The sequence below is a fragment of the Tissierella sp. genome (genome assembly GCF_052089545.1).
GTDB lineage: Bacteria > Bacillota > Clostridia > Tissierellales > Tissierellaceae > Tissierella_A.
In genome coordinates, this window is record NZ_JBQDAA010000228.1 from 1 (window position 1) to 3,567 (window position 3,567).

4 protein-coding genes and 1 other annotated feature are annotated in these 3,567 nt (G+C 32.3%); all 4 genes read right to left on the minus strand.

The features are described 5' to 3' along the window. Positions 1-579 (minus strand): M20 metallopeptidase family protein (locus ACTHW2_RS12000; protein ID WP_442264150.1); only part of this gene is annotated, 579 nt, incomplete at its 3' end. A gap of 13 nt (positions 580-592) precedes the next feature. Further along, entirely contained in the window at positions 593-1,426 is an 834-nt protein-coding gene (locus ACTHW2_RS12005; protein WP_442264151.1) for a MetQ/NlpA family ABC transporter substrate-binding protein, read from the minus strand. A gap of 12 nt (positions 1,427-1,438) precedes the next feature. Next, positions 1,439-2,119: a methionine ABC transporter permease gene (locus tag ACTHW2_RS12010; RefSeq protein WP_442264152.1), complete on the minus strand. Its 681-nt coding sequence runs from the start codon at positions 2,117-2,119 to the stop codon at positions 1,439-1,441. After that, entirely contained in the window at positions 2,079-3,146 is a 1,068-nt protein-coding gene (locus ACTHW2_RS12015; RefSeq protein WP_442264153.1) for a methionine ABC transporter ATP-binding protein, read from the minus strand. The genes ACTHW2_RS12010 and ACTHW2_RS12015 overlap by 41 nt, the downstream gene beginning before the upstream one ends. Before the next feature lie 57 nt (positions 3,147-3,203). Then, positions 3,204-3,459 (minus strand) — a binding site (T-box leader). Positions 3,460-3,567: the final 108 nt, after the last annotated feature.

A 3,567-nucleotide genomic window follows, 5' to 3' on the forward strand; every position in this document is an offset into this window, starting at 1 on the left:
ATGCCCACTTTTCCCTTCTATCCTTACCTTAAAGTAGTCGCAAGCTGCTGCAATAGGACCAGGTCTTACACTTATCTTTCCTGTATCAAGTGATGATCTTAGATGAAGGCCCAACACCCTATCTACATCCTTTAAATGTCCAAGACTTATAAATTGCCTAGCTCCTTGCCCTATCTCTTCTGCTTGTTGAAAAAGTAATTTTATTTTACCCTTTATCTCTCCTTCTTTTTCCTTTAATATCTTTGCTGCTCCAAGAAGTGATGCAGTGTGAGCATCATGTCCGCAAGCGTGCATTAAACCTTCTTTTTGAGAAGCATACTCAACATCATTTAACTCCTTTATCTCTAATGCATCTATATCTGCTCTAAGTGCTATTGTCTTACCTTTACCTTTCCCAACATATCCTATGATTCCAGTTTCTCCAACTCTTTCATGTAGAATTCCTATTTTATCTAACTCTTCTTCAATCTTTCTGGCAGTTTTGTATTCTTTCAAGCTTGGCTCTGGATTTTGATGAAACCATCTTCTCAAGTTTACAATATATTCTTTTTCATCTTCTATCCTTTTTTCAATAGTCATATTTATCTTCCTCCTACCATGTAATCTTTTGGGATCCTTTATATAGTTCTTCTACTATTTTTTCAACTTCGTCTGTTCTATATAATTCTACTACTCTTTTATAAGCTTCATTGTCCTTATCTTCTGTTCTTGCTGCTATAATATTTATATAGGGTTTAGAGTTTTCATCTACCGGTTCTAAAAATATTGAATCTTTGCTTGGTAGTAAACCTGCATCTACTGCCATTCCACTATTTATTGCCGCTATTGTCACATCTCCTAAAGTTCTTTCTGTATTAGATGCATCTACTTCTATAAATTCTAAGTTAAGTTTATTTTCTACTATATCCTTTTGGTTGGGAATATGACCTGATTGTGGATCTAAATTTATAAGACCTGCTGTTTGAAGTAGGACTAGTGAACGCCCTCCATTTGTTTCATCATTTGGTATAGCTACTTTATCTCCTTTTTTTAGTTGACTAACATCTTTTATTTTTTCTGAATAAAGTCCAAGTGGTGCTATTATTGTTTCCCCTATAGCAGTTAAATCCAGATCCCTTTCTTCTTTAAATTTATCAAAGAATGCATAATGTTGAAATGAGTTTATATCTATTTCCCCTTCTGCCAGTGCTATATTAGGTCTTGTATAGTCTCCAAAACTTACAACTTCTAAAGTAATTCCTTCTTTTTCTAGTTCATTTTTTATATGAGACCATACTTCATTTTCACTACCATTTACCCCGAGTTTTATAACTTGTTTGTTATCCTCTACAGAACTATCCACTGCTGGTTTATTACTACACCCTGTTAGAAAAGCTCCAAATACTACCAATGTTAATATTATAATAAATAATTTTGTATTTTTCATTTTTTCTCTCCTTTAATGACTTATTTTTTTAATCCATATATTCCCTAGTGTTTGAACTATTGATACTAATATTAAAAGTATTATTATAGTTACATAAGTTACATCTAGTTGATACTTTTGATAACCATATCTTATTGCAAAATCTCCAAGTCCTCCACCACCTATAGAACCTGCCATAGCTGAAAGGCCTATGAGACTTACAAATGTAATAATAATTCCTCTAATTATTCCTCCAAGACTTTCCTTTAGATAAACTCTAAATATTATCTCCCAAGGACCAGATCCCATGGATTGTGCTGCTTCTATCAAACCTCTGTCTACTTCACAAAGTGCTGTTTCTATCTGTCTTGAAAAGAAAGGTACAGTTCCAAATATTAAAGGTACTATAGCCCCACTTGTACCTATTGAAGTTCCAACTATTAGTCTAGTCACAGGAATAAGCGCTCCTAAAAGAATTATAAAAGGTATACTTCTAAATGTGTTTACTATCTTATCTAATATGTTATTTATTATCTTATTTTCTAATATACCTCCCTCTTTACTTACAACTAGAAAAGTTCCAAGTATTGTTCCAATTGCTAGTGAAATACCTCCTGCTATAGAAACCATTAGGAGTGTTTCTTTTAAACTACTTATGAGTTCTGCCTGATTATTAAGAACATTTGGTATGAATTTTAACAGTATCTCTTCCATGGTCTAGCACCTCCACTATAAGTCCTTTTTCTCTAAAATAATTTATTGATTTTTGTATGCACGCTCTTTCTCCATGGAATAATATTATAAATTCTCCTACTGGAGTATTTCCTAAAATTTCTATACTTCCATAAAGTATAGAAACATCTAAATTGTACTTTTTTGATACTCTTGATATTAAAGCGTCTCCAGTAGATTCTCCTAGATATGAAACTCTAGCTAAAACATCTCCTGATTTTATGTTAAATATATTTTCTTTTAGATTTAAAGTTTCATAAATTCTACTTCGATTTGAAGCTAAATTTAAAAACTCCCTAGTTGCATTGTTTTCTGGTCTACTAAATAATTTGACAGTAGTTCCATCTTCTACAATCTTGCCATCTTCCATAACACTCACCCTGTCACATATTTCTTTTATAACTGCCATCTCATGAGTTATTAGGATAATTGTAAGACCAAGCTTAGCTCTTAGTTCTTTAAGTAAAGATAGTATAGATTTGGTAGTTTTAGGATCTAGCGCTGAAGTTGCTTCATCACAAAGAAGAATTTCTGGATCATTAGCTAAAGCCCTTGCTATACCTACCCTTTGCTTTTGCCCTCCACTAAGTTGTGATATATATGATTTTTCCTTGTCTTTAAGTCCTACTAGCTCTAATAGTTCTAATACTTTTTTTCTTTCATCTTCTTTAGAAAGCTTTGCTCCTCTTAATGGATAAGCTATATTTTGATATACATTTCTAGAGTTAAAAAGACTAAAGTGTTGAAATATCATACCTATCTTTTTCCTTCTATTTCTTAAATCTCTTTCTTTAAGTAAAGTCAAATCTTCTCCTTTAAATAAGATTTTTCCTTTATTTGGTTTTTCTAAAAGATTAATACATCTTACAAGCGTACTTTTACCAGCTCCGGAATAACCTATAACTCCATATATTTCACCTTTTTCTACTTTTAAGAAAACATCCTTTACTGCTTCTACTCTACGCTTTCCATCATCAAAAGTTTTTGATACATTCACCACTTCAATCATTTTAATCCCTCCATTTTTAGAAAATAAAAAAAGCTTTCACCCCTCTGCTATTTATAGCAAAGGGACGAAAGCTTCGTGTACCACCCTAAGTGTTTATACTTATCTCGCGATAAGTACCTCATCAAGTACGCAGGAAAAAATCTCCATCAATACTCTAGCACTATAACGTGTGCACACGTGAACATCTAAAGCATACTTTCGATATTCAAACTCTGCGGCCATTTTCAGCTTGCTATCCTCTACTCCTTCACACCAACTCCGGAGCTCTCTTTGAGAGTATTCACATACTTACTTTCCTCATCTAAGTCTTTTTTTATATTTTCTTTATCTTGTTGACTATCTTAACAGCTATAATATTTTTTGTCAAGCATTATTTAAAACTATTTTTTAATATCTCTAAATACTATACCAGATAAACTTA

What these genes read in the sequence shown, in the direction of transcription:
- ACTHW2_RS12010 (WP_442264152.1), bottom strand. Translation starts at nt 2,119, where the DNA reads ATGGAAGAGATACTGTTAAAATTCATACCAAATGTTCTTAATAATCAG.
- ACTHW2_RS12005 (WP_442264151.1), bottom strand. Translation starts at nt 1,426, where the DNA reads ATGAAAAATACAAAATTATTTATTATAATATTAACATTGGTAGTATTT.
- ACTHW2_RS12015 (WP_442264153.1), bottom strand. Translation starts at nt 3,146, where the DNA reads ATGATTGAAGTGGTGAATGTATCAAAAACTTTTGATGATGGAAAGCGT.